Raw genomic sequence first — 23,907 nt, 5'->3', positions numbered from 1 at the left:
TCGTTTCTATGTACAAAAACCCCTTGCCGAGGCAAAGGATTCTTCTAAAAATTAATAGTAAAGGTTATAAGAAGCTAACATTGCCTGGAGGGCTTCGTCTTCTGATTGGGCAGAAGCAATCACAACTTGCTTACCCAAGGTTCCGGCGAAAGTGCCCTGGTTTTCTTCAATTTGACCAATTTCGCGTTCGTCAACGAACACCTTGACCAAATCACCTTCTTTTTTCAATGAGACAGCAAAGCTCTGATTTTTCTTAGACATCAAAAACTCCTTAGCCCTTATCCATCATGTGCTCAAGCAAAGCACCAGTTCCCTTGGCAACGTTGTCCAATGGGGAATCAGCGATAAATACAGGCACTTCCAAACGGTCGGCCAAGAACTTGTCGATACCTTCAAGCAAGGCACCACCACCGGTCAACATAATTCCACGATCGATGATGTCAGCTGCCAATTCAGGTGGCAACTTTGACAAAGCCAAGTGGGCAGCATCGGCGATTTGTGCCAATGTTTCGTGCAAGGCTGATTCGATTTCGTTAGCGTTAACCGTAATCGTTTGTGGCATTCCCTGGAAGTTATCACGTCCACGAACGGCCATTGTCTTTGGATTATCTGATGGCAAAGCTGAACCAATTTCAATCTTGATTGTTTCAGCAGAACGCTCACCAACAACCAAGTTGTGTTCACGCTTCAAGTAGTTCACGATGTCGATGTTCATTCGATCACCGGCAACACGAATTGATTCTGAAACAACGATGTCACCAAGTGACAAGATGGCGATATCAGAAGTTCCACCACCCATGTCAATGACCATTGAGCCAACAGGCTTAAAGATGTCCAAACCGGCACCAATAGCGGCAACCTTTGGTTCGTAGTCCAAGTAAACCTTTGCACCACCAGCCTTTTCAGCAGCCTGAATGATTGCCTTACGTTCGATTTCAGAAATGTTCGTAGGCGCACAGATCATGATGTTTGGCTTTGACATGAAGCCCTTTACGTTCAACTTGTTAACAAAGTATGTCAACATCGCTTCTGTAATATCAAAGTCTGAAATAACACCGTCCTTCAAAGGACGAACGGCACGAATGTTACCTGGTGTACGGCCAACCATTCGGTAAGCTTCCGCACCAACAGCCAATACACGGTCAGTCTTGTCATCAACGGCAACAACGGATGGTTCGTTCAAAACCACACCTTCGCCTTCAACATAGATCAACACATTGGCCGTTCCCAAATCAATTCCAATATCTCTTGCCATGGTTAATTTTCTCCAAAATTTAGGTTACCTGAGAGAAGAAGAAACTCTTCCCTACAATCCTTTCGATTATACCATATTTGAAAGCCGGATATGGGAGCTTTCCCGTTAATCGCAAGCTTTTCTTAAGGAAAAAGTCCGACAGATACCCATCTCAAAAAATGCTTACCAACTATCGCGCCAGGGTCTGAGAACTCACCTTTCGAGCACCCGCCTGACGAAGGAGTTGGGCAGCGTGATAGAGTGTTCGCCCAGTCGTGTAAACATCGTCTACCAATAGAATATGCTTACCGGCAACCTGTCCTGCCATCCCGGCCTTTAGCTCAAAGGGCTGCCTCGTTTTCAAACGCTCCGAACGACTTTTAGAGGACTGATCAATCTTATGACTGGCTTTCACAGCCAGCAAATCAACCTTTTTAGCAAAAACTGGTAAGAAGGCCTCCACCTGATTAAAGCCCCGCTGGGCCATTCGTTCTTCACTGAGCGGAATAGGCAAAATCATATCAATCTTTTCCTCTTTAACACGCCGTCGAATCGCCCTGCGCATTTTTCCTGCAAAGATTGGTGCTAAACGGTAGTCGCCAATGAACTTATATCGGGCCATATAGTCCTTCATCTCCTCGTTGTATTGATACAGCGCCTGATTTTCTAACATGGCCATCCCCCGTTTCTGCCACTTCCGACAGTCTAGACAGTATCGTTTCTTCTTTTCCACCCGACCGCAACCAGAACAAAAGTAAGTGCCAATTTCTTTAAAATTCTGCCAGCAATCATTACATAAGCGCTCTTGAACCGGGACATAACCCGTCAGTAGGAGCAGCAAGTTTGGACGTACATCCATTTTCTTTGAACACAGCAAACATTCAAACATTTTCTTCCGCCTTTCGATTCAACTCTCGAATTTCCCTTTGTGCTCGCCGAATGCTTCCAGCAGGTCCGGAAGCAATCAAGAGGACCTCGCCCGTCGGTTTATCCTTGGAACGCCCCACACGACCAGCCATTTGAATTAAGGCCTCCTTCGTAAAAGTCGGATCATCGCCTCCCATAATGACAGCCTGTAAATCCGGTAGCGTTACTCCCCGTTCCAAAATGGTAGTCGTAATCAAATAGTCGTACCTTCCCGCCCGCATATCGGTCACCTTCAAAATCCGATTCGGATCAGTAGCATGGACGGTGGCCCCTCTTCCAATAGCCAACTGACTAACTTGCTTTTCAATTAGCGCCAAATCATCGACTGCCGGAACAAATATAAAAAAGGGTTTCTTTTCGGAATACCATTTTTCCAGGGATTTCTTTAGGGCCAAAGTCATCCGCTTCCGCCAACGGAAGTCATAGTGAATCGTCAATTCAGGTAATTTACCGCCATGAAAACGGCCTGGTAATTGATGCAAAACGAGTTCGCCACTTTTAGCCTGTGATAACATCTTCTTTGATGGCGTAGCAGTCAAATACAAAAAGCTGCCTTCTTTCTTTAAGGCCTGCTGTAAAGCACGCTCTAACATTCGATTATTGCGATAGGGGAAAGCATCCACCTCATCAATAATCATCAAATCAAACGCTTTATAAAAGCGCAGCATCTGGTGTACCGTCCCAATCACTAACTGACTGTAGCGGTAATGTTCCTCTTGTTCACCATACAAAACCTGGGTAAACACATCAAAGGCAGACTGCAAGCGCGGTGCTAGTTCCAATACCACGTCCACTCTGGGCGACAGCAGTGCTACCCGCTGTCTGGAAGAGAGAGCCCAATCAATCAGCGGAAAAAGCATCTCGGTCTTCCCCGCACCAGTCACTGCCCAGAGTAGCTGATTATTCCCAGCCCGCGCATGCTCAATTAAGCGCTGACTCAAAGTCTCCTGCCTCCCCGTCAACTTTCCAGTCCACCGCAGCTTACTGCCCGGCACAAAGTCGTTCGGTTCCGCCACCGTCAACAGCACGTCCAATGTCGATACCCGCCCCAGCGCCAAGCAATCTAAACAGTAACTCTCACCTTGAGGAAGTGCAGCCCGTCGTCGGCCCCCACAGCGCCGACAGCGGCCCAAATCCAAAACAGAAAGCACTCGAGCGCCTTCCGGCACCGGCCGATTCTTCGGCCAGGTATGTAAGCGGCCGTATAGTTCTTCTTGATTCATTCGCACGTCCATTCTCTTCTTTGATTAAGTGATGCCGACAGCCCGCGCAACTTCCAAAGGCAGCCAGAAACCGCTTTGCAGCTTCCCCAGGCAACCAATAAATACTCACAACTCTTAAGGGCTGTCCCAGCAATCAAAACTTAAAACTTCCCGAGGGCTCCCCCCAGCAATAACAACTTCAAAACTTCCAATCCTTCACTCTTCCCCGCCTTTCTCCCCTTGTTCGCCTCATGATATAATACGAACTATGGAAGACTTTTACTTACTCAAACCTCAAGAAGGTCACTGGCAGCAAACAATTAAAAAATCCGACTTTCTCATCTACCTTGCCCGGGTCAATAGCGAAGAAGAGGCCCAGGCCAAAATCGAGATGATTAACAAGGAACACTACAAGGCGACCCACAACGTTTTTGCCTATGTTATCGGTGATAACGACGAAATCAAACGCTACTCCGATAATGGCGAGCCCTCAGGAACAGCCGGCGTCCCCATGCTAGAAGTCCTGCAAAAGCAGGGTGTCCATAACGTCCTGGCCGTCGTGACCCGCTACTTCGGTGGTATCAAGCTGGGCGCCGGAGGCCTTATTCGCGCTTATGCTGGCACGACCGCTCAAGGACTCGATGCGCTCGGACTAGTTGTCCGCCTCAAGCGCGTTGTCCTCGAACTAACCGTCGACTACGCCAACAATGATGAGCTCACCTACTGGTTGAAGCAGGAAGATTATCCGCTCATCGACACGACTTTTGACACGGCCGTCCATCACCAAGTGGCAGTTGATCCCGCCACCGTCAAAGACTTCGAAGAAACCCTGACGAACCGCTTTGCAGGCCGCATTATCTTCAAGAAGATAGACGAGACCTACTTGGAAATCCCTAAAAAATAGGTTATAATAACAAGGTTCGCGCGGTTGGTGTAATGGATAGCACGCAAGATTCCGGTTCTTGCAATCCGGGTTCGACTCCCGGATCGCGCATGAAAAACATCTTTTCAGACAGAAAAAAGCAATCATCCTTCGATGATTGCTTTTTCTTTTGACTTACATTTTAATAGCCTTCCAACAGGCGGCCTTCAATTGTTCCTGTGCAGTAGCATCCAAATCATACTTACCGGCGAAGTAGCCTCGAATGGCATTGGCAACAATTCCCTTTACGATGTACATACAGAGAGTGGGATTCATCAAAGCAATGTTCCCCTCTTCTTGACCAGAAGAAATCACCTCATAGATATCCCGCATTCCTTCCACGTCAGCATCCCGAACTTCCTTCGAAATCGCTGGTGAATCGCTATAAGATTCAACAAAGAGCAATTCCTTTGGAAAATCCATTCCAAATTGAATCATGTTGCCAACGATGCAGTTGGACTTTTGAAAGGCAGTCGCATCCGCTGGGTACCCCTCAATCAGGGCTCCCCCCATGTGTCGCTCTGCCTGGCGGTAGATATCGTCAACCAGTTCTTCTTTATTCTTGTAATAGTAATAAAAAGTACTGGAACCAACGTTGGCTGCCTCAAAGATTTTAGAGAAAGTGATGGCCTGAATCCCCTCTGTCATGATTAATGACAAAGTCGCGTTCATAATATCTTCTTTTTTACCCATACGTTCTCTCCTTTGTCATTAACTAGAATGTTTATTCTATGATATCACGCTTTTTATTCACTATCTAGCTTGACAAGTAGAATAAAAGCAGATATCCTCTATATTTATAGAATATTTATTCCATAAACAAACAAGAGGTACATCACTATGATTCAATATAAGGGAAAGTTAGCACTTGTCACCGGTGCATCATCCGGTATCGGAAAAGAATTCGCCTACCGTCTTGCTGAAAAGGGCAGCAATGTCATTCTGGTCGCCCGTTCAACCGACCGCTTGATCACACTAGCCGATGAACTTGAAAAGCAGTACGGCATTACTGCCTATCCATTTCCGGCCGATCTTTCTGATCCAGCATCCATCAATGACCTTTACGAAAAGATTCAAAAAGAAAATCTAAGCGTCGATATTCTCGTTAACAACGCTGGCTTTGGTCTGTACGGTTCCTTTAAGGAAAATAGCGCAGATGAATACCAAAAGATGGTTGACCTCAACATCAACAGTCTCATCCGCCTGACCTCCCTCTTTCTGCCTGAAATGCAGGAAAAGAAGTCCGGTATCATTATCAACCTGGCCTCCCTGTTGGGCTTTGCTCCCTTCCCATACATGAGCGTTTACTCCGCCACAAAGGCCTTCGTTCTTTCCTTTACCGAGAGTCTCTGGGCCGAGAACCAAAAGACAGGCGTTCAAATCCTCGCCCTGGCCCCTGGCGCCACCAAGACCGACTTTTACGACGTAGCCGGTAGCTCTGCCATGCCAGGCGGTATCAACCGAACAGCAGCCGACGTTGTTACAACCGCCTTCAAGGCCCTGGACAAGAAGAAAATGACGGTTGTTGACGGCGGAAACAACAAGTTCATCGCCAAGCTGCCCCGTTTGCTTTCTCAAAAGACCGTAGTCTCACTATTTGAAAAGGTCGTTCGTGCAGCCAATGAAAAAAAGCAAAAGTAATTATACCCAACCATCATGCCAATGATGGTTTTTCTTTTGCTTTCAATTGCCTCGCCAGTAACCTTTCGACTCAAAGCTCACTCCCCCATCACCCCATGCCAAGCACAGTCCTGGTTATGACCGTTATGAATACCAACCGCCTGCAGCAGTGACTCCACAACCACCGGGCCCGTAAAGGCAAAGCCCACTGTCTTCAGTTCCTTACTAATGGTCTTTGATAAAGTCGTCGCAGCCGGTAGTTTTTCCCCAGCCGCTGGACCAATATCGATTACCTCATCCTCCGTAAAGGACCAGAGATAGTCAATAAAAGACCGTCCCTCATGGTGCCAGTCTTCAATGATCTGAAAGTCCTGTACCACCGCTTCAATCTTCCGCCGGTTCCGAATTATCCGCGGATCCGCCATCAAACGTTCCACGTCTTCCGCACCAAAAGCCGCCACCTTTGCCAAATCATAATTCTCGAAGTCTTCCGCTAAGGCCTTCCGCTTTTTCAAAATCGTCTGCCAGGACAAACCCGACTGAAAAATTTCCATACAAAGGTACTCGAGTGCTTTTTGTTCATCATGAACTGGCCGGCTATACTCTTTATCGTGGTAATCAACTAGCTCAGGCGCTAAAGAACCCGAGGTCACCCAGTGACAGCGTTTTAACATGGTATCTCTCCTTTTCTAGAAGGTTTCAGAACTTCTTATTGAATGATACGAAGGCAAACAAAAAAACGCTCCCATAAAGGAACGTTTTTTAATTCGAAATGAATTACTTGTTCATGATAGCTTCGCGAGCATCAGCTGACAAGTTGTAGAATGAGTGAACACCCTTGTACTTGGCAGTGTCACCGAGCAATTCTTCGATACGCATCAATTGGTTGTACTTTGCAATACGGTCAGTACGTGACATTGATCCAGTCTTGATTTGTCCGGCGTTAGTAGCAACAACCAAGTCAGCGATGGTTGTGTCTTCCGTTTCACCTGAACGGTGAGAAACGATAGCAGTGTAACCAGCTTCCTTAGCCATTTCGATGGCTTCCAAAGTTTCAGTCATAGTACCGATTTGGTTAACCTTGATCAAGATTGAGTTAGCGGCACCCATGCGGATTCCCTTAGCCAAGTATTCAGTGTTTGTAACGAAGAAGTCGTCACCAACCAATTGAACCTTCTTGCCAAGTTCCTTAGTGATTGCAGCCCAGTCATCCCAGTTGTTTTCGTCGATAGGATCTTCGATTGAGATGATTGGGTAACGGTCTGCCAAGTCTTCCAAGTACTTGATGAAGTCTGCAGTAGCAAATTCTTCCTTAGTTGACCAACGCAAAACGTACTTTTGCTTGTCAGCATCCCACAATTCAGATGAAGCAACATCGACAGCGATGGCGATGTCCTTACCAGGCTTGTATCCAGCCATTTCGATGGCCTTGATCAAGTACTTCAATGGTTCTTCGTTGTTAGCGAAGTCAGGAGCGAATCCACCTTCATCACCAACTGAAGTTGCCTTACCGTCAGCTTCCAACAACTTCTTCAAAGCGTGGAAAGTTTCTGAACCGTAACGTACAGCTTCGTGGATTGAAGGAGCACCAACAGGCATGATCATGAATTCTTGGAAATCAACCTTGTTGTCTGAGTGTGCACCACCGTTGATAACGTTCATCATTGGTGTTGGCATAACGTATGAGTTCATACCACCGATGTAAGCAAACAATGGCATTCCCAATTCGTCAGCAGCGGCACGAGCAACGGCAATTGAGACAGCCAAGATAGCGTTGGCACCCAACTTACCCTTGTTCTTAGTACCATCCAAAGCAATCATAGCTTCATCAATGGCACGTTGGTCAGTTACGTCGAACTTACCAACCAAGGCTTCAGCGATAGGACCGTTAACGTTAGCAACGGCCTTCAATACGCCCTTACCACCGTAAACGTTCTTGTCGCCATCACGCAATTCAACGGCTTCGTGTTCACCAGTTGAAGCACCTGAAGGAACGATTCCGCGTCCGAAACCACCAACTTCGGTGATAACTTCAGCTTCAACCGTTGGGTTTCCACGTGAATCAAGTACTTGACGTGCGATAATATCAGAAATCAAAGACATCTATTCGTTCTCCTTTTGTCTGTGGGTTATTCTCTAAATAATTCCACTTAAAGTATACCACCCTTATTTAGTAAATTGAACACTTATCTAGAAGAGAAAGTCGATATTTTCACATATTTGTGGAATAAAAAAACGCCAGCCGAATATCTCCGGCTGGCTAAAAGTGAATCTTTTGAATATCTGCTACTTAATTTGCCTCACTGCCCGTCTCCTGGGCAATGTCAATCAGCTTCAAAAAGCTCTCCGGCTTCAAGGCTGCTTTCCCAACCAGGATGCCATCGATGTCTTCCTGTGAGAGAAAGTCCGCGGCGTTCTCCGTTGTGACGGAGCCACCGTAGAGAATCCGGGTTTGATCAGCAACCTGTTGGTCATAAAGGTTGACCAGACTTTGACGAATGAATTCAGCGGATTTCTCGGCCTGTTCTGCTGAAGCCGCTTCCCCGGATCCAATGGCCCAGGTTGGCTCGTAGGCAATGGCAACATCCGCCATCTCTTCGGCCGTGATTCCCTCAAGGGCAATCTTTAGCTGCTTCAGGACAATCGTCTTCTTATCTTCCTTGGCGTAGGCTGAAAGGTCTTCATCCAAATCAACGATTGGCTTCAAACCGTTCTTCAGGGCCGCCTTAGTCTTCAAGTTCACGCGTTCATCGGTTTCGTTGAAGAGCTTACGACGTTCAAAGTGCCCAATCAAAACGTAGGAAACGCCAACTAAGGCCAAGGCCTTTGGTGAGGTCTCCCCTGTATAGGCACCATCGTCCGTCCAGTGGGCGTTTTCAGCAGCGATAGCCAAACGGCTACCAGCAGTCTCCTTGACCATCTGAGCCAAATAGAGGTCCTGTGCGGCAACCGCAACATCAGCCCCAGTATCCTTGTTCACTTCAGGGATGACCTGCTGCAAATAGGGTTCCACCTGGTCTGGGGTCATGTTCATCTTCCAGTTAGCCATGACCAATGGCCGACGCACTGCCCCGGTCATTTCTCTTCACCCCGGCCCATGAAAATAATAAAGGCCGCTTCGATCAAAATAAGCCATAGTAAGTTGGAATTACGTTCACCAACCAAAACGAGCAGTGCATACGTCAAGGCTAGGACACCCAAGCCCATTCCAATTCGGATAATGCGACGCATAAATCCTGAACGAGAAAGCTGGTCCGCCATCGCCTTGTTCTCTGCTTCCAATTCGGTAACATCGAGCTTTAAGGACTCGATTTGATCTAAGAGCTGGTCGTTTTCCATTTGCAGGAATTCCATCCGGCTCAATTCAGTTTTATCTTCCTGGTCGTCTTTTGACCAATTAAATAACTTCATCGCAATTCTCCAATCTTGTCTTAGTTTAACAAATATTTGGCCTAAGGACTAAAAAAATAGAACTTTTTTGCCACACCTTGACAAAAGTCCAAATACCCTGTAAAATTCTAAAAGTTAAGTTGCGGATGTGGCGGAATTGGCAGACGCGCAGGATTAAGGATCCTGTGTCCGCTTTAGGACGTGCGGGTTCGACTCCCGCCATCCGCATCATATAAAAAAGCAGACCTTCGGGTCTGCTTTTTTTGTGCCCTATTTTGCTATCAGACCTAAATTACTAACGCAATTTCAGACACAAAAAAAGCACCCCACCAAAGTGAGATGCTAACAGATGCCGACGAGAGGAATCGAACCTCCGACCCCAGGTTTACGATACCCGTGCTCTACCAACTGAGCTACGTCGGCGTATACTCCGAATGTCGGGCTCGAACCGACGACAACACGATTAACAGTCGTGTGCTCTACCAACTGAGCTAATTCGGAATAATACGTTTGTTGTTTCAAAACAACTATTTAATTATGCCATCTGAGGTCAAAACTGTCAACGACTTTCACGAAAAAACTTCGCTAAAATCAGACTTTTTCACCCCTACCAACCTTTTTGTTTGCACTAAAAAAGTCGCCCGAAGGCGACTCCGTTAAAATCAATTTTTAGAACTCAATGTCCTTACGGCGCAATGCTGGGATTGTCAACATAATAACGAATGAGAAGAGGTAGATGAAGGTAAAGAACATCATCACGTGTGTCAATGAGAACTTGTCCATCAACAAACCAATGATTGGTGGGAAGAATCCACCAAGCAACTTACCAACTGAAGCAACAACAGAGTTTGCTGTTACTCGGTATTCCGTTGGGTATAGTCGTGAAACAACAACCCCAAATCCACCGTACATACCGTTTGAGAAGAATCCAACGACCATCATGATAATCAACAATGAAGTTGCATCACGGGCAGCAAGAATCAAGTAAACCGTTGCGGCAGCCAAAACCAAGAAGGCACCGAATGACAAACGTGGGCCAAAGCGGTCCAAAATTGAACCAAAGGCGTACATACCAAGTGACATCCCAATGATTGTCACAATCATCCAAAGGGATGATGATGAAATTGACAAGCCCAATTGCTTTTGCATGATCTTTGGCAACCAGTTCATCAACCCGTAGTAACCACCGGTCTGAACCATCATCATCAAGATCAAGGCAATCGTTTGGTAAGCCATGGCAGGCGTCTTGAAGACGGCAAGAACAGGTGCCTTTTGAGCAACTGTTTCCTGCTTCTGCTTACGGCTAGCCTTAACAGCTTCGAAATCGTCTGATTCACCAACGTGACGACGAACAACGAAAGCAAAGGCAACTGGCAACAAACCAACCAAGAACAAAGCGTTCCAACCAAAGGCTGGGATAATCAAGGCTGAGGCAATGGCTGCCAGGATTCCACCGAACTGTCCACCAATGTGGGCAACTGACGTCAACTTACCAATCTTCTTGTTGGCAAAGTTTTCGGCAATTAGCGTCACACAGGCACCATATTCGGCTCCGGTTCCAACACCGGCAATGAAACGGAAAGTATAAACTAACCAAATGTTATGGGCGAAGTAAATCGCTCCAGTGGCAAAGGCCACGATGGCAAGCGTCCAAGTAAAGATCTTGACACGACCAACACGGTCGGCCAACATTCCAAAGACGATACCACCAATCAGAGTTCCAAACATTGAGAAGGTTGAAATCAACCCTCCACCGAAGTTTGAAATTCCCAATGACTTAATGATTGAGGACATGGCGAAGGAAATAAAGAGGGCATCCATGTGCTCCAATCCAAATCCTGCGGCCGTTGACCACAATGTCATCTTCTGGTTCTTAGAGAAGTCGCGGTAGTGCAAGTGTTCAACACTTTGCTCTGTTTCTGCAGACATTATATTTTCCTTTCAAAATCGACGCTCACGGGCGTCAGTTATTTCGTGTGCAATCATTTTCATAATTGACCCTTTGATAATATACAGAAAAGAACACCATAAAGCAAGGAGAATTGACATATTAACAACCTCACAGACTTATAATTGAAACAAAAAAGGCCACAGACAAGTCTGTGACCTTTTTCAATACTCCGAATGTCGGGCTCGAACCGACGACAACACGATTAACAGTCGTGTGCTCTACCAACTGAGCTAATTCGGAATGATTAGTGCTTAACTAACTCAATTAGTATACAAAGAAAAGTTAAGCACGTCAATATCTTTTATTAAAAAAATTATGGGCGCATCGTTGGGAAGAGGATAACGTCACGAATTGTGTTCGTATCCGTTAGCAACATGACCAAACGGTCGATACCGATACCCAAACCACCTGTAGGTGGCATACCGTATTCCAAGGCCTCTAAGAAGTCTTCATCGATACCTTCGGCTTCATCATTTCCGTTATCGCGTTCAGCAGCTTGTGCTTCAAAACGGGCACGTTGGTCGATTGGATCGTTCAATTCAGTAAAGGCGTTGGCGTATTCTGAACCCATGATAAAGAGCTCGAAACGGTCTGTGAAACGTGGGTCATCGGCGTTCTTCTTAGCCAATGGTGACACTTCCACTGGATGACCGTAAACAAAAGTTGGCTCTTTCAGCGTTTCTTCAACGAACTGTTCGAAGAATTCGTTGATGATGTGGCCAACAGTCCAGTATTCTTCATACTTAACCTTGTGGTCATCGGCCAACTTACGGGCTTCTTCAACGGTCATTTCAGGCCAGAAATCAACACCAGTGCGGTCCTTAATCAAATCAACCATGTGCTTACGTGCAAATGGCTTTGACAAGTCGATGTCCGTTCCCTGGTAGTTCAACTTCAATGATGGGTGGACAGCGGCAGCAGCAGCCTTAAAGATACCCTCTGTTTCATCCATGACGTCGTGGAAGTCCCAGTATGCCGCGTATGATTCAAGTGAAGTGAATTCAGGGTTGTGCTTAGGGTCCATTCCTTCGTTACGGAAGATACGACCGATTTCATAAACACGTTCCATGCCACCAACAATCAAACGCTTCAAGTAAAGCTCAGTGGCGATACGCATGTACATGTCAATATCCAAGGCGTTGTGGTGTGTCACGAATGGACGGGCAGCGGCTCCACCAGCTTGCGTTTGCAAGATTGGTGTTTCCACTTCCATGAAGTCCTGCTTTTCCATGTAAGCACGGATAGCAGAAATAATCTTTGAACGCTGTTGGAAGCGTACGAATGATTCCTTGTTGGCAATCAAATCGAGGTAACGCTTACGGTAACGCGTTTCAACATCTGAAATACCGTGGAACTTGTCAGGCATTGGGCGCAAAGCCTTTGACAAGTGCGTGAGGTGTGAAACCAAGACAGTCAATTCCCCTGCCTCAGTCTTCATCATCGTACCTTCGATACCGATGAAGTCACCCAAGTCGGCACGCTTGATAATTGGGTAGTTATCACCCAAATCGTCACGACGAGCGTAAATTTGGATTTGACCTGAACGGTCACGGATGTCGGCAAAGATGACTTTACCGGCCCCACGCTTGGCAACCATACGTCCGGCAATAATTACCTTAACTGGAGTTGCTTCAAGTTCTTCCTGACTCTTGTCATCGAACTTTTCGTGGAGGTCTGCGGCCAACGAATCACGATCGAAACGGTGGCCGAACGGATCGATTTGGAGATCATTTTGCAACGCTTGCATCTTTTGACGACGCGCGCGCATCTGATCATTAAGGGCTTTTTCTTCAGCCATGAATCATTACCTTCCTGTCGGCGATTTACTCGCATTTTCTCTACTAATCAGTATAGCAAATGCAAAGGTAATAAAAAAGTCGGCCAAAGCCGACTTTTTAGAATCTTATTTTTTATCATCCGCAGAGTTTGATGCGTCAGAATCGTCTTCTTCGGCCTCTTCCTTTTTCTGCGCCGCTTCACGTTTCAAGACATCTTGCAAAATAATGTCTAATTCGTGGGCGGTAAAGTGGTGACGCTTACCGGAGAACTTACCGCGCACTTCGGCCCCACCATCTTCGTCAATCATGCCTTGAAGTTCGCGGGATGGCAAAGTCGCCAGCTGCGCTGCGTAAGCATCCTTTGAAGGTTCCGCCGCTAATCCGATGCCCAGCGACTGTAGCTTGCTGTAATTGTTCTCCCCGATGATGGCATCGAGAATTGCCAGAGGGCCCTTCTTGTTGCCCAAAAGAGTGGCCAATGCAGGCATCTTCTGCAACTTTTCGTTCAAATCTTCGAGTTGGGCGTCTGTGGCCCCTGGCAAAGCTTGGACAAGGAATCCCCCTGCCGCCTTAACCGTATTATCAGGGTTCATCGTGACACCGACTCCAATCACAGAAGGAATCTGTTCAGAGTGCGTGAGGTAGTAAGTGAAGTCATCGCCGATTTCACCAGAAACCATAATGGATTGTCCGATGTATGGGTTTGAGTATGGCGCAAACTTTGTTACCTGGAAGGAACCGTTGTTTCCAACAGCCCCAGCCACGTTCAACTGGTTATCATCGTTCACGATTGGTTCGATATCAGGGTTTGATACATAACCACGAACAGCCCCGTGGGTGTCGGCTTCCGTTACGATTTGGCCAATTGGTCCACGGCCAGCCATCTTCACGTTCAAGCGTTCCTCACCCTTCAAAGTGGCCTGAGCCAAAATCTCAGTGGCCAAGAGGGCCCGGCCTAAGATAACCGTGGCCAAACGGGAAGTTTCATGGGATTCGGCTGCCGCTTCCACCAACTTTGTTCCATCAACGGCAAAGGCACGGAATGCCTCGTCCTTTGTAATGACCTTAATTAATTGATCTGCCATAATGTCTCCTTTCAAGAAAAAAAGCTGGCCGAAGCCAACTTTTTCATACGCTTATGCCTTTGAATCGTCATCAGATTCAGGGGCGTCATCGGCTGATGCTGGCTCTTCAGAATCATCTTCCAAAGCCTGATCAGGATTCTTGTCACCCTTTTCTTCTGCCTTTTCAACTTGGTCTTCCTTGTTATCCAAGGCAGCCTTTGCTTCGTCATAAGACTTGGCGTCATCTTCGTCTTCTTCACCCTTCTTTGTAAAGTGACCAGTTTCGTAGATGTCTTTAATTTGCTTTTCATCAAGTGATTCGACTTCGAGCAAGGCGTTGGCGATTTCTGCCAACTTGTCCTTGTGTTCCGTCAAAATCTTAGTTGCTTCTTCGAAGGCTTGCGTTGTGAATCGACGAACTTCTTCATCAATCAAAGCCGCAGTTTCTTCTGAATAAGACTTGGCACCGCCACCTTCGTTGTATGAAACAGAGGCGTTTCCTTCAAGTTGAACCATGCCCAACTTGTCAGACATACCGTAGGCCGTCACCATTTGACGGGCCAAGTTGGTTGCCTGCTGGAAATCGTTTGCAGCACCGGATGATGCTTCGTTGAACGTTGCCAATTCAGCAGCACGTCCACCCATCAAACCAGCTAACTGCTCCAATGCTTCTGAGTAACGAATGTTGTAACGGTCCGTCTTTGGTGTCATCAAGGCGTAACCACCAATGCGTCCACGAGGAACAATGGTAACCTTTCGAACAACGGAGGCGTTGGACTTCACCAAACCAACCAAGGCGTGACCAGCTTCGTGGTAGGCCGTTGTCTTACGTTCAAGTTCAGACATGGCCTTGTTTGCCTTAGCAGGTCCTTGGAAGATACGGTCTTCGGCTTCATCCAAGTCCGCTGAATCAATTTGCTTCTTGTTACGACGAGCTGCCAACAAGGCGGCTTCGTTCAACAAGTTTTCCAAATCGGCACCAACGTATCCAGGCGTTTGGTGTGCAATCGCACCCAAATCAACTGAGTCAGCCAATGGCTTGTTCTTTGCGTGGACCTTCAAGATGGCTTCACGGCCCTTAACGTCAGGAGCACCAACCATGATCTTACGGTCGAAACGACCAGAACGGAGCAAGGCTGGATCCAAAACGTCAGAACGGTTAGTAGAAGCCAAGATGATAACACCTTCAGAGTTATCGAACCCATCCATTTCAATCAGGATTTGGTTCAAAGTCTGTTCACGTTCATCGTTTCCACCACCGATACCAGAGCCACGACGGCGTCCAACGGCATCAATTTCATCGATGAAGATGATGGCTGGCGCAGCCTTCTTGGCTTGGTCAAAGAGGTCACGAACACGGGAAGCACCGACACCAACGAACATCTCCACGAAGTCAGAACCTGACATTGAGAAGAATGGTACGGAAGCTTCACCGGCAACGGCCTTAGCCAACATTGTCTTACCAGTTCCTGGAGGTCCCTCAAGCAAGACACCCTTTGGAATACGGGCACCCATTTCGGTGAACTTCTTTGGTGACTTCAAGAATTCAACAACTTCAACAAGTTCTTCCTTCTCTTCGTCAGCACCAGCAACGTCAGTAAAGCGGGTCTTGTTATCCTTTGGATCAGAAGGCTTAGCCTTTGACTTACCAAAGTTACCCATCATGCCGCCCTGGCCACCCTTACCGGCTGACTGTGACATCATCAAGTAGGCAATACCCAAAATCAAGAGCATTGGAACGATTGAAATCACAAGGTTCAACCAGAAGCCAGAAGAAGCGGCTGGTTTCGTCGTCATCTCAGTGTTGGACTTCTTGGCTGCTGCCGTGATGTCCTTAATGGATGAGTCGTTTTGCAAGACAGAAGTCTGGAACTTTGTCGTTGATGATTGCTGGGCAATCAAAGCGTTCAAACCTGAGTTTGAGCTCTTCTTTGAGCTTTGGCTCTTCTTGTAGTTTCCAGTAACGGTGTAAACATCGTTTCCAGGCTGGATGCTAAAGGAATCAATTTCCTTATCAGAAAGTGCCTTTACAAATTCCGACTGAGAGAGAGTCTTTGTTGACCCGTTGGAACCACCCATAAAGGAGTAGATTCCGGCGATTACAGCCAGGAAGATGATGACATACAAGAAGGAGCTTTTGAAAAAGCCGCCATTTTTATTTTTCATCTGAATTCCTCAATCTTTAAAAATTTACTATCTGAACTGACTAATGAGTCATTCAAACCGGCAGATTTAAGTTCTGCTTACTTATAAATACTTTGCTTCAAGATACCAACGTATGGCAAGTTACGGTACAAGTCCTTGTAGTCCAAGCCGTAACCAACAACGAATTCGTTGCGAACGTCAAAGCCAACGTAGTCAGCCTTGATATCAACCGTACGGCCTTCCTTCTTATCCAAGAGGGTTGCCACACGAACTGAGTTGGCACCGCGGGAAAGAATGAGGTCCTCCAAGAATTGGAGTGACTGACCAGTATCCACGATGTCTTCCAAAATCAACACATCGCGACCCTTTACGTCAGAATGGATGTCTGTTACCAATGAAATTTCATTTGATGATGAAACACCACCATGGTAAGACGAAATCTTAATGAATTCGAGATCAACGTACAAGTCAATCTTACGAATTACATCCGCCGTCCAGAGGTAGGCACCCTTCAATACTGAAAGGACGAGGGGCTTTTGCCCAGCATAGTCTTTGGTGATTTGTGCACCTAAGCGGTCTGCAGCCTCTTGGATTTGCTTTTGGTCAAATAATACTTCTTCAATATCGTTATCCACTAGTTTTCCTCAATTCGCCATACTAAGCATTGCTTGCCACTTGGTCGATCCTTTGGCCAGTTACGGGTAAAATACCACTGTTTCTGTCCTAAAAAGACCGCCAAAACATTCTTTTCTTGGTCCAAAAGGAGGTAGGTTTTTGCCCGTTCCTCCGCTGGAATTTTCTCGTCGATTAAGAGCCGTCGAACCGTTTTATGACCACTACTCAAAGGAATCCGGTCCCGGCTTTTCGCCAAAACCAATTCCAACCGACCATCCAAGTTATCCGGTAGGGGTAGGCACCCCGTATCCGGTTCACTTGGTCGATTTGATTGGACTCTGACCCTTAAATCTGTCAAAAAATACCATTGGTCTAATTCTAACACAAGAATGTCAGACTTTTGGCCGTCTTTCAGCAATTTTTTCGAGCTTTTTACGTCGTTTGGATTCTCTCTAAAAATATCAACCGTTTGGTAGGACTTTTCGAAGTAATAGCCATCGGAAAGAGTAATTCGGCCGTTCGGCTTCGACGTCTGTCGCATCAAATCGACAACGTCTTGTATCTGGCTTTCCTTCAAATTGTAGAGCCCCGCTCGCGTCGCAATCAACTTCAAACATGGGAACCACCAAAGTCGTGGCACATCGTTATAGTTTTTGTAGAATGGCTCCAAATAGCGCTTGGCCTGCCCCTCAATCAGCAACTCCTCACGGGAAAGCTGTTCCGCCAGCTGGATGATATGTTCCTGGGCCCGTCCGTTCACTTCGTTTAGGGCCGGTAAAACAATGTTACGAATCTGATTCCGTTTTGTATAATCCGGATCCTGGTTCGTTACGTCTTCCCGCCAGGTTAACTGGTGTTCACGGGCGTATTCAGCCAAGTCCGCCTTCTTAAAGTTCAAGAAGGGACGTAAATAGTGTCCACTCTGTTGGTTCATCCCAAACTTGCGTTGGAAGACTCCCCCTCGCACAATTTGCATCAAGATCGTTTCGGCTTGATCGTCCTGGTGCTGGGCCAAAATCACAACGCCTGCACCAAGTTCCTTCAAGAGCCCCTCGAAGAAATCAAAACGAATCAACCGAGCCTTTTCCTCAACGCCCTGCTTTTCCTGGGATAAATCCGCGACTTTCTTATAGAAAGGCAGTCCGCGCTCCTCAGCAAAATCCTGAACGAAGTCAGCATCCCCCCGACTCTCCTCACGAAGACAGTAGTCCACATGGACAACCGAAACCGAAACGTCTGAACGGTAGCGGCAGAGGGCGTCAACTAAGACCGTTGAATCCAGTCCACCTGAGCAGGCGACGAGGACACGTTTTGGTAGGGCTAAATTTTCAATTGTTTCCTGGATTGTCTCAAACATTTTATTTCATCGTACTTCTTAAGAATGTTTTTTCTAGAAAAAGCCACCCCAGAGGGTGGCTTTTCATCCTGCCTAGTTTGGCAAGTTATAAATCGTCTCGTTCTTCTTCGAGTATCCGTAGCGATCACGTAGGATTTGCTTCAAATAGTTTTCATCCTGCAGTTGCTTGGATTCTTTTTTCAACGAGTCGTTTGACTTCTGGACAGCAACCAATTGGTTTTCAGATTTCGTTAAGGCCTTATTGGCGGCATGTAAACGAACCTGTCCAAAAATTAACTGGACCATGAAAACCGACGCAATGGCCAGCCCCACAATCACAATTTGCTTTCTACGACGACGGTGAGCACGGGCATAATGCTGACGTGTGGCCTCACGCTTGGCATCGGATGCGGCGATTTGCTGAGCAATACGCGCATTCAGTGGTCGAATATTTGATTGTAAACGACTACTATCTGCCATCGTCATATCTCCTTAATCTCATTTTTACACATTTTCAATTAAGTTACAAGTTGAAGTCAGAAAGTTTGCTAAAGCTTAAACTTCGCTATTGTAGTCCCTTTGGTACTCCTCGGAGACTACCTCGTACAAATCCTGTGCTTCGTCCTTCTTCACAATGTCTTGCAACTTCAAGACTTTAAAAGTCGAAGTCTTATTTCCAAAGCGAATCTCCACTTCATCATTAGTACCAACGTTGGCTGATGACTTAGCGACTTTTCCGTTAATGGAAATCCGGCCTTGGTCGGCCAATTCCTTGGCAACCGTCCGACGCTTAATAATTCGTGATAACTTCAAAAACTTATCAATCCGCATTTTCTTCATCCTTTTCTGCTACAACTTCCTGGCAAGCGGCCAAGAAGTCTTTGACAGCATTCAGCCAGTAGGCCGATTCTTGTTTCAAATCAATGGTTAGAGTGACGGCCATTTGGGCGGACTTACCGTCCACCACCGCCTTGTAAGGAACGTCCTTTAAGGCCATGAAGATTTCTTCACCGGCTAACTTCTGAGACATTTCCTCGTTGAATCGTATTGTAACCTTGTCCTTTTGACGGCGAATCTGAGTCACTTCGGTCTCGTCGGCCATCGTCTTCAGACGGGAAACCAGAATCAATCGAGCGGCTTCATCTGGTAGTTCCCCAAAGCGGTCGGTCAAATCATCTTCCACCTGGTCAAAGTCCTCGTCGGTCTGTGCCCGACGAATCTGCTGGTAAAGGTTAACCTTCTGCGCGTTGTCTTCGACATAGTCGTCTGGCAAGAAGGCCAGAACGCCCAGAACCAACTCGGCGTCGGTCTTGTGCTGCACCTCTTCCGGCTTTTCCTCACCCTGCTTCTTGGCAACGGCTTCCTTTAGCATCTGCGTGTACAAATCATACCCAACGGAATCGATGAAGCCGTGCTGCTGCTTACCAAGCAAATCGCCGGCACCACGGATGGACAGATCACGCATGGCAATCTTGAAGCCAGAACCCAATTCCGTGAAGTCACGAATAGCTTCCAAACGCTTCTCCCCCTCTTCTGAAGGCGTCCGCGTAAATGGATAAGTGAAGTAGGCATAGGCCAAACGGGCCGAACGACCAACACGGCCACGAAGCTGGTAGAGCTGGGAAAGGCCCATGTGGTCCGCGTTATCAACAATCAGCGTGTTGGCATTCGGAATGTCCACACCCGTTTCGATGATGGTCGTGGTGACCAAAACGTCATACTCCTGGTTCAAGAAGTCATAAAGAATCGACTCCAACTGCACCTCGGACATCTGGCCGTGAATCACGGCTACCCGGGCATCGGGCACGACGTCTTCAATCTGTGAGCGAATGTTTTCCAAATCCGCCACGCGGTTGTGCAGGTAGAAGACCTGACCATTTCGGGCCAATTCCTTCTGAATCACATCGCGTACCAGTGTCCAATCCAATTCGACAACGTAGGTCTGAATTGGGAAACGGTTCAATGGTGGCGTTTCGATAACTGATAGGTCACGAGCTCCCACCATGGCCATGTTCAAGGTACGAGGAATTGGTGTGGCCGTCAAAGTCAACACATCGATGTTGGCCTTCAACTGCTTCAAGCGCTCCTTGTGCTTAACCCCAAAACGCTGCTCCTCATCAATGACCAGTAGGCCGAGGTCGGCGAACTGAACATCCTTTGACAGCAAACGGTGGGTTCCCACCACGATGTCAATCTCGTGCTTTTCGAGGGCTTCAATCGTCTTCTTGTTCTCCGCCGCCGTTTGGAAACGGGACAAATGACCGATTCGAATCTCTGGAAAGTCCGAGAAACGTTCTAGCATGGTCTCATAGTGCTGCTGAACCAGAATGGTCGTTGGCGCTAGCAAAGCGACCTGCTTCCCGGCATGGGCCGCCTTAAAGACGGCACGCAGGGCAACTTCGGTCTTCCCAAAACCAACATCCCCCACCAGCAAGCGGTCCATTGGCCGCTTCTTTTGCATGTCGACCTTAATTTCTTCAATCGAACGAATCTGGTCCGGCGTTTCAGGGTACGGAAAGGCCGTGTCAAACTTCAACTGGGCCTGGTCATCGGCGGGGAAGGCATAACCCTGCTTGGCCTCACGCTCGGCGTACAAGGCCAAAAGGTCGTCGGCAATGTCTTCAATCTTGGCCTCAACCTGTTTCTTGGTCTTCTGCCACTCGGTACCGCCCAACTTGTTAATCTTAGGGCGCTTACCAGCATCGGACCCACCGATGTACTTCTGAATCAAGTTCAGCTGGGTAACCGGTAGGAAAATCTTGGCGTTTTTTTGATAGGCAATGACCAAGTAGTCCTGCTTACCACCGTTTGACTCAATCGATTCCAGTCCCTGATACTGACCAATTCCATGGTTAATGTGCACGACGTAATCGCCCACGGATAGTTCGTTGTAGGACTTCAAACGCTCGGCGTTCTGCAGCTTCTTCTGCTTACGGGCCACCGGCTTGCGGGCCTTGGCAAAAAGCTCCCGCTCCGTCAAAACCGTCAAGTGAGCCATTGGCCACTCAAATCCAGCCGACAAGTTTCCGATGACAACCTGGACCTGGTTGTCTTGAATCGTTTGGTGGATGGGCACCTGCACGTCGCGGGAGTCCAAGGACTCAACCAAACGGTCAGCCCGCTCCTGCGAACCAACCAATAATACCCAGGTCATCCCCCGCTCTTTTGCAAAAGTCAGGTCAGGCATCAAGGCGTCTAACTGCCCAAAGTACTGCTTAGCCGGACGGGAAGTCCATTCTAATAAGTGGTTAAAAGTTAGCTGGTTCAGGCCCCGCTTCAGATTAGCCAAATAGGTTTGCGCCTGAGAGACGTCAGACAGACGGTCCCCAAGTTCAGCCCGCAAGGCCAAAGGCGGAATCAACTGGTTGTTTTTAACTTGCAAATCAAACCAGTCATTATCTAAACCAGTCTGCGTCAGCAAGGATTCCTGTAAACGGGCGTATTCATCGATAATTACTAGACCATCTTTGGGCAAATAGTCCTGAATCGTCTGCTTATCTGGATAGAAGTAAGACAGATAAGGCAAGATTGCCTCATCACGCCGGCCTTCATCCAAAGCCCGTTGCGTTGGGGCAAAGCCTTCGGTCACGTGCTTCTTTTCCACACCAGCCGCTTCCTTGCGGTAGTCGGTAAAGGCTGTTTCCAAAGCAGCCTTTCCAGCCGCATAGGCCGCTTCGTCCATAATTAAATCAGAGGCTGGTAAGATGTTAGCCGTCTGAACCGTCCCCGTTGATTTCTGACTAATTGGATCAAAGGTCTTCATCTGGTCCAGTTCATCATCAAAGAAATCCAAACGGAAGGGTTCGTCCTGGTCAGCAGGATAAACATCGATAATCGAACCACGCTGGGCGAACTGGCCAATCTGTTCAACCTGGGGCGTGTTCACATAGCCCAGTGTGACCAAACGGCCCTTCAATTCGGCAAAGTCGTACTGTTCGCCAACCTGCAGCTGCAAACAGGCCGCCCTTAAGGCGTCAGCCTTTGGCTCATAACGACAAAAAGCCGCAGAATTGCTCAGGTAGATACCTGGATTTTCTTCGGCAAGGGCCACCAAGGCAGCCACACGGTCGGCCACGTGACTGTTTGATGAAATGGCCAGCTCGGTCGCCACGGCCTCTTCGGCCACGAAACGGTAAACTTGATCAGCACCTAGCAAATCCGTTAGGTCCTGGGCCAGTTCTTCCACGTGGGCGACCGTGTCGGTCAACAAGAGGATTGGCCGTGGGCGACTTTGGAACAAGGATACTAATCCGGCCGCCTTGGCTGCACCATTTAGTCCCAGCAGTAACTGTCGTTCGCCTGGCTTCTCCTGTTCAGCAAAAACCTGAAATTCTTTTTCTTTTTGTAAGTAATCCGCTAAAACCATTCTTATCCGTTGTAGCGGTTGCTTAGAGCCGCTGCATCTGCTCCCTTAATCCAATCGAGTAATGCTTGGTCCGTCTTTTCAAAGGTCTGTTCCCATTCGGCTAAATCTTCCTTTGAGAACTTTCCCAAAACGTAGTTCACCACCGCTTCGTGCGTGTGATCTGGGTGTGAAATACCAAACTTCAAACGCAAGAAATTCTGTGTACCAGTGTGAGCCATAATGGACTTCAAACCGTTGTGCCCACCGGCTGAACCCTTGGCACGAAAACGCAACTTGCCAAAGGGTGAGTCCAAATCATCGTTCAAAACCAAAATATCGTCGGCCTTACCACCGTAAAAGTCCAAGAAGGCACGGACGGATTGCCCTGAATCGTTCATATAAGTTGTGGGCTTTACCAACCAAACGGTCTCCCCATCAACATTCAACTTGGCCGCCTGGCCAAAGAGTTTGGTTGGGGTAAAGTCAACGCCCTGGCTGGCCGCAAAATGGTCCAGCGCCATGAATCCAATATTGTGTCGGGTCTGATCGTACTTCGCCCCAATATTTCCTAAACCAAAGATGAATTTCATGCTTTTCCCCTCCAAAATGTTCGTTACTATAATCTTAACATGTAAAAGAGTCGAATTTCCCCAAAAGTATGCTAGGATATAGGAAAGAACGTACGTTTAAAAGAGGTTTCTAATGTTCCCCAAGTCAATGATTATCAAAAAGCAAGATTTGCTGACCGTGACCGAAGACACCACCATTGGTGAAGTTTATGACATCTTCGAAAACCAGAAGGAAGGTCAGCATCTCCGGACCATCCCCATCCTAGATGCCACCGGCCATCTCTTCCGTGGAAACGTCTACCGTCAACACGTCTACGAGTTCGTCGCGAACAAGGGCGACCTCAACCAGAAGGCAACGTCGATCATGCGTAACTCGACGAAGTTCATCTCCACCAAGGCGGACTTCTACGAACTCTTCTTCGCCATTCGCGATTTGCCATACATCGCCGTTGTAGATGACGGACACCACTTCGTTGGTATCCTAACTCACGCCGCTTTGATGGATCTTTTGGCCAAATCCTGGTCACTTGCCAAGGGTGGCGTTGCCATTGCCGTTCGTGATCGGCAGCGTCGTGGTGATCTTCAACGCATGGCCCGCATCATCACCCGCTACACTAACATTGAATCAGTCTTGTCACTCCAAACGCAGAGTCAGGGCGGCCCACTTGCCGTGCTTTTCACCTTGCCTTTGACTGCTGATTCACCAGTCCTACGTAAGATTATTACGAAGTTGGAACGCAAACGTTTTACAGTTGTTGCCCAAGAAGACCTCTCACAATTCATGTAATCAAAAAGCCAACGAAATTTCG

Annotated in this window: 22 protein-coding genes and 5 tRNA genes; 5 read left to right on the top strand and 22 right to left on the bottom strand. The window is 47.5% G+C overall.

Features of this window, described 5'->3' with window-relative positions; translation table 11 throughout:
• Window positions 1-51: 51 nt before the first annotated feature.
• From BMZ93_RS04550 to BMZ93_RS04535, 4 genes are all read right to left on the bottom strand, one after another.
• Window positions 52-261, bottom strand: a complete 210-nt coding sequence (locus BMZ93_RS04550; protein ID WP_091502616.1) for a DUF2969 family protein — start codon at window positions 259-261, stop codon at window positions 52-54.
• A gap of 10 nt (window positions 262-271) precedes the next feature.
• Window positions 272-1,255 carry a rod shape-determining protein gene (gene mreB, locus BMZ93_RS04545; protein ID WP_091502613.1) on the bottom strand — a complete coding sequence of 328 codons (984 nt, stop codon included), beginning with the start codon at window positions 1,253-1,255 and terminating at the stop codon, window positions 272-274.
• A 169-nt stretch (window positions 1,256-1,424) separates the two neighbouring features.
• Window positions 1,425-2,123 carry a ComFC family protein gene (locus tag BMZ93_RS04540; RefSeq protein WP_091502612.1) on the bottom strand — a complete coding sequence of 233 codons (699 nt, stop codon included), beginning with the start codon at window positions 2,121-2,123 and terminating at the stop codon, window positions 1,425-1,427.
• Window positions 2,116-3,384 carry a DEAD/DEAH box helicase gene (locus BMZ93_RS04535; RefSeq protein WP_091502637.1) on the bottom strand — a complete coding sequence of 423 codons (1,269 nt, stop codon included), beginning with the start codon at window positions 3,382-3,384 and terminating at the stop codon, window positions 2,116-2,118. Before BMZ93_RS04535 ends, BMZ93_RS04540 begins: the two co-directional genes overlap by 8 nt.
• A gap of 247 nt (window positions 3,385-3,631) precedes the next feature.
• On the opposite strand from BMZ93_RS04535, the gene BMZ93_RS04530 reads away from it, so the two are divergent.
• Window positions 3,632-4,267, top strand: coding sequence for a YigZ family protein (locus tag BMZ93_RS04530; protein ID WP_091502610.1), 636 nt, complete (start codon window positions 3,632-3,634; stop codon window positions 4,265-4,267).
• An 18-nt stretch (window positions 4,268-4,285) separates the two neighbouring features.
• Window positions 4,286-4,357: transfer RNA gene (locus tag BMZ93_RS04525), tRNA-Arg, on the top strand.
• Window positions 4,358-4,420: 63 nt separating this feature from the next.
• Here the strand turns inward: BMZ93_RS04525 and BMZ93_RS04520 are convergent.
• Window positions 4,421-4,978, bottom strand: coding sequence for a TetR/AcrR family transcriptional regulator (locus BMZ93_RS04520; RefSeq protein ID WP_091502608.1), 558 nt, complete (start codon window positions 4,976-4,978; stop codon window positions 4,421-4,423).
• A gap of 147 nt (window positions 4,979-5,125) precedes the next feature.
• Between BMZ93_RS04520 and BMZ93_RS04515 the strand changes: the two genes are divergently transcribed.
• Window positions 5,126-5,926, top strand: a complete 801-nt coding sequence (locus tag BMZ93_RS04515; RefSeq protein ID WP_091502606.1) for an SDR family NAD(P)-dependent oxidoreductase — start codon at window positions 5,126-5,128, stop codon at window positions 5,924-5,926.
• Window positions 5,927-6,003: 77 nt separating this feature from the next.
• Here BMZ93_RS04515 and BMZ93_RS04510 read toward each other — a convergent pair whose 3' ends face one another.
• The 4 genes from BMZ93_RS04510 to BMZ93_RS04495 all read right to left on the bottom strand — a co-directional run bounded on the left by BMZ93_RS04510 (window position 6,004) and on the right by BMZ93_RS04495 (window position 9,316).
• Entirely contained in the window at window positions 6,004-6,579 is a 576-nt protein-coding gene (locus tag BMZ93_RS04510; RefSeq protein WP_091502603.1) for a DNA-3-methyladenine glycosylase I, read from the bottom strand.
• A 103-nt stretch (window positions 6,580-6,682) separates the two neighbouring features.
• Window positions 6,683-8,008 carry a phosphopyruvate hydratase gene (gene eno / locus BMZ93_RS04505; RefSeq protein ID WP_091502601.1) on the bottom strand — a complete coding sequence of 442 codons (1,326 nt, stop codon included), beginning with the start codon at window positions 8,006-8,008 and terminating at the stop codon, window positions 6,683-6,685.
• Window positions 8,009-8,195: 187 nt separating this feature from the next.
• Window positions 8,196-8,984, bottom strand: a complete 789-nt coding sequence (gene tpiA / locus BMZ93_RS04500) for a triose-phosphate isomerase (RefSeq protein ID WP_091502600.1) — start codon at window positions 8,982-8,984, stop codon at window positions 8,196-8,198.
• The gene (locus tag BMZ93_RS04495; protein ID WP_091502598.1) at window positions 8,981-9,316 is read right to left on the bottom strand and encodes a hypothetical protein; all 336 of its coding nucleotides are present in this window, start codon (window positions 9,314-9,316) and stop codon (window positions 8,981-8,983) included. The genes tpiA and BMZ93_RS04495 overlap by 4 nt, the downstream gene beginning before the upstream one ends.
• A gap of 121 nt (window positions 9,317-9,437) precedes the next feature.
• Here BMZ93_RS04495 and BMZ93_RS04490 point away from each other — a divergent pair.
• Window positions 9,438-9,523, top strand: a tRNA-Leu gene (locus tag BMZ93_RS04490).
• A 122-nt stretch (window positions 9,524-9,645) separates the two neighbouring features.
• Here BMZ93_RS04490 and BMZ93_RS04485 read toward each other — a convergent pair.
• The 13 genes from BMZ93_RS04485 to pth form a co-directional block, all read right to left on the bottom strand.
• Window positions 9,646-9,718 (bottom strand) — tRNA-Thr (locus BMZ93_RS04485).
• A gap of 5 nt (window positions 9,719-9,723) precedes the next feature.
• Window positions 9,724-9,796: transfer RNA gene (locus BMZ93_RS04480), tRNA-Asn, on the bottom strand.
• A 168-nt stretch (window positions 9,797-9,964) separates the two neighbouring features.
• The gene (locus BMZ93_RS04475) at window positions 9,965-11,224 is read right to left on the bottom strand and encodes an MFS transporter (protein WP_091502596.1); all 1,260 of its coding nucleotides are present in this window, start codon (window positions 11,222-11,224) and stop codon (window positions 9,965-9,967) included.
• 189 nt (window positions 11,225-11,413) lie between these two features.
• Window positions 11,414-11,486: transfer RNA gene (locus BMZ93_RS04470), tRNA-Asn, on the bottom strand.
• A gap of 73 nt (window positions 11,487-11,559) precedes the next feature.
• Entirely contained in the window at window positions 11,560-13,044 is a 1,485-nt protein-coding gene (gene lysS / locus BMZ93_RS04465) for a lysine--tRNA ligase (RefSeq protein ID WP_091502594.1), read from the bottom strand.
• A gap of 105 nt (window positions 13,045-13,149) precedes the next feature.
• Window positions 13,150-14,109, bottom strand: coding sequence for an Hsp33 family molecular chaperone HslO (gene hslO / locus BMZ93_RS04460; protein WP_091502592.1), 960 nt, complete (start codon window positions 14,107-14,109; stop codon window positions 13,150-13,152).
• Window positions 14,110-14,160: 51 nt separating this feature from the next.
• Window positions 14,161-16,254 (bottom strand): ATP-dependent zinc metalloprotease FtsH, encoded by a 2,094-nt coding sequence (gene ftsH, locus BMZ93_RS04455; RefSeq protein WP_091502590.1) that lies wholly within the window; start codon window positions 16,252-16,254, stop codon window positions 14,161-14,163.
• A 77-nt stretch (window positions 16,255-16,331) separates the two neighbouring features.
• Window positions 16,332-16,868, bottom strand: coding sequence for a hypoxanthine phosphoribosyltransferase (gene hpt / locus BMZ93_RS04450; RefSeq protein WP_091502588.1), 537 nt, complete (start codon window positions 16,866-16,868; stop codon window positions 16,332-16,334).
• Window positions 16,868-18,205 (bottom strand): tRNA lysidine(34) synthetase TilS, encoded by a 1,338-nt coding sequence (gene tilS, locus BMZ93_RS04445; RefSeq protein ID WP_091502586.1) that lies wholly within the window; start codon window positions 18,203-18,205, stop codon window positions 16,868-16,870. Before tilS ends, hpt begins: the two co-directional genes overlap by 1 nt.
• A 72-nt stretch (window positions 18,206-18,277) precedes the next feature.
• On the bottom strand, window positions 18,278-18,664 hold the full coding sequence (locus BMZ93_RS04440) for an FtsB family cell division protein (RefSeq protein ID WP_091502585.1): 387 nt from the start codon (window positions 18,662-18,664) through the stop codon (window positions 18,278-18,280).
• Window positions 18,665-18,739: 75 nt separating this feature from the next.
• Window positions 18,740-19,015 (bottom strand): RNA-binding S4 domain-containing protein, encoded by a 276-nt coding sequence (locus BMZ93_RS04435; protein ID WP_091502584.1) that lies wholly within the window; start codon window positions 19,013-19,015, stop codon window positions 18,740-18,742.
• Entirely contained in the window at window positions 19,005-22,550 is a 3,546-nt protein-coding gene (mfd, locus tag BMZ93_RS04430; RefSeq protein ID WP_091502582.1) for a transcription-repair coupling factor, read from the bottom strand. Before mfd ends, BMZ93_RS04435 begins: the two co-directional genes overlap by 11 nt.
• Before the next feature lie 2 nt (window positions 22,551-22,552).
• On the bottom strand, window positions 22,553-23,119 hold the full coding sequence (gene pth / locus BMZ93_RS04425) for an aminoacyl-tRNA hydrolase (RefSeq protein WP_091502580.1): 567 nt from the start codon (window positions 23,117-23,119) through the stop codon (window positions 22,553-22,555).
• A 112-nt stretch (window positions 23,120-23,231) separates the two neighbouring features.
• On the opposite strand from pth, the gene cbpA reads away from it, so the two are divergent.
• Window positions 23,232-23,885 (top strand): cyclic di-AMP binding protein CbpA, encoded by a 654-nt coding sequence (gene cbpA / locus BMZ93_RS04420; RefSeq protein WP_091502578.1) that lies wholly within the window; start codon window positions 23,232-23,234, stop codon window positions 23,883-23,885.
• Window positions 23,886-23,907 lie beyond the last annotated feature (22 nt).

The organism is Fructobacillus durionis, assembly GCF_900112405.1.
Classification (GTDB): Bacteria; Bacillota; Bacilli; order Lactobacillales; family Lactobacillaceae; genus Fructobacillus; species Fructobacillus durionis.
This window is presented reverse-complemented; position numbering and strand designations above follow the sequence as displayed.

What these genes read in the sequence shown, in the direction of transcription:
- BMZ93_RS04495 (WP_091502598.1), bottom strand. Translation starts at nt 9,316, where the DNA reads ATGAAGTTATTTAATTGGTCAAAAGACGACCAGGAAGATAAAACTGAA.
- mfd (WP_091502582.1), bottom strand. Translation starts at nt 22,550, where the DNA reads ATGGTTTTAGCGGATTACTTACAAAAAGAAAAAGAATTTCAGGTTTTT.
- eno (WP_091502601.1), bottom strand. Translation starts at nt 8,008, where the DNA reads ATGTCTTTGATTTCTGATATTATCGCACGTCAAGTACTTGATTCACGT.
- mreB (WP_091502613.1), bottom strand. Translation starts at nt 1,255, where the DNA reads ATGGCAAGAGATATTGGAATTGATTTGGGAACGGCCAATGTGTTGATC.
- BMZ93_RS04510 (WP_091502603.1), bottom strand. Translation starts at nt 6,579, where the DNA reads ATGTTAAAACGCTGTCACTGGGTGACCTCGGGTTCTTTAGCGCCTGAG.
- hslO (WP_091502592.1), bottom strand. Translation starts at nt 14,109, where the DNA reads ATGGCAGATCAATTAATTAAGGTCATTACAAAGGACGAGGCATTCCGT.
- tpiA (WP_091502600.1), bottom strand. Translation starts at nt 8,984, where the DNA reads ATGACCGGGGCAGTGCGTCGGCCATTGGTCATGGCTAACTGGAAGATG.
- BMZ93_RS04550 (WP_091502616.1), bottom strand. Translation starts at nt 261, where the DNA reads ATGTCTAAGAAAAATCAGAGCTTTGCTGTCTCATTGAAAAAAGAAGGT.
- cbpA (WP_091502578.1), top strand. Translation starts at nt 23,232, where the DNA reads ATGTTCCCCAAGTCAATGATTATCAAAAAGCAAGATTTGCTGACCGTG.
- BMZ93_RS04515 (WP_091502606.1), top strand. Translation starts at nt 5,126, where the DNA reads ATGATTCAATATAAGGGAAAGTTAGCACTTGTCACCGGTGCATCATCC.
- BMZ93_RS04475 (WP_091502596.1), bottom strand. Translation starts at nt 11,224, where the DNA reads ATGTCTGCAGAAACAGAGCAAAGTGTTGAACACTTGCACTACCGCGAC.
- ftsH (WP_091502590.1), bottom strand. Translation starts at nt 16,254, where the DNA reads ATGAAAAATAAAAATGGCGGCTTTTTCAAAAGCTCCTTCTTGTATGTC.
- BMZ93_RS04520 (WP_091502608.1), bottom strand. Translation starts at nt 4,978, where the DNA reads ATGGGTAAAAAAGAAGATATTATGAACGCGACTTTGTCATTAATCATG.
- BMZ93_RS04535 (WP_091502637.1), bottom strand. Translation starts at nt 3,384, where the DNA reads ATGAATCAAGAAGAACTATACGGCCGCTTACATACCTGGCCGAAGAAT.
- BMZ93_RS04530 (WP_091502610.1), top strand. Translation starts at nt 3,632, where the DNA reads ATGGAAGACTTTTACTTACTCAAACCTCAAGAAGGTCACTGGCAGCAA.
- lysS (WP_091502594.1), bottom strand. Translation starts at nt 13,044, where the DNA reads ATGGCTGAAGAAAAAGCCCTTAATGATCAGATGCGCGCGCGTCGTCAA.
- pth (WP_091502580.1), bottom strand. Translation starts at nt 23,119, where the DNA reads ATGAAATTCATCTTTGGTTTAGGAAATATTGGGGCGAAGTACGATCAG.
- BMZ93_RS04435 (WP_091502584.1), bottom strand. Translation starts at nt 19,015, where the DNA reads ATGCGGATTGATAAGTTTTTGAAGTTATCACGAATTATTAAGCGTCGG.
- BMZ93_RS04540 (WP_091502612.1), bottom strand. Translation starts at nt 2,123, where the DNA reads ATGTTTGAATGTTTGCTGTGTTCAAAGAAAATGGATGTACGTCCAAAC.
- tilS (WP_091502586.1), bottom strand. Translation starts at nt 18,205, where the DNA reads ATGTTTGAGACAATCCAGGAAACAATTGAAAATTTAGCCCTACCAAAA.
- BMZ93_RS04440 (WP_091502585.1), bottom strand. Translation starts at nt 18,664, where the DNA reads ATGGCAGATAGTAGTCGTTTACAATCAAATATTCGACCACTGAATGCG.